Source organism: Streptomyces actuosus (genome assembly GCF_016921115.1).
GTDB lineage: Bacteria > Actinomycetota > Actinomycetes > Streptomycetales > Streptomycetaceae > Streptomyces > Streptomyces actuosus_A.
Genome location: NZ_JAFFZS010000174.1, coordinates 1 through 477 on the forward strand (window position 1 = coordinate 1; position 477 = coordinate 477).

Consider the following 477-nt stretch of genomic DNA (forward strand, 5'->3'; position numbering starts at 1 on the left):
CCAAGGTCCATTATTCACGGATCTTTCTCTGGGATCAACCCTCGAGACCTGGCCTCTATTAACCCCCAAGAGTGGAGCTATGGTATTCCCCATTGGCTTGATATCTCGTACTGGAATCCCGACACGTATAGAGAGTCCCGGCGAATCTTGAAGAAGGACCCTAATGCACCCATCCCATTCACTGTTACGAAGCGGTCAAAAGTCTTCGTACCACGGGTACGTATGTACGAGATCCAAATGATGGGTGTTATGGAAAGCGAGCAGTCAAATATTTCGATCCCTTACCTTATCGAAGGCCAAGGTGTTTCCAGGACACAGAATCCCGGGCTTAGTCCAGCCGCGCCCAACAGAGCTCCCTTTAGAGACAGCTCTTCTTACAGACCTTTCCGCGATAATCTTCGAAATCCGAGAAATCCACTGCCCGGTGGGCCGAAGAAAAAGTCACAAAAGTCGGTTCTTTCTTGGATGGACCAGTAT

At 49.5% G+C, this 477-nt stretch carries 1 protein-coding gene; it reads left to right on the forward strand.

What is annotated here, in order from left to right; translation table 11 throughout:
• Positions 1-222: 222 nt before the first annotated feature.
• The coding region (locus JS756_RS39050; RefSeq protein WP_205387468.1) for a hypothetical protein at positions 223-477 on the forward strand (255 nt) is incomplete at its 3' end.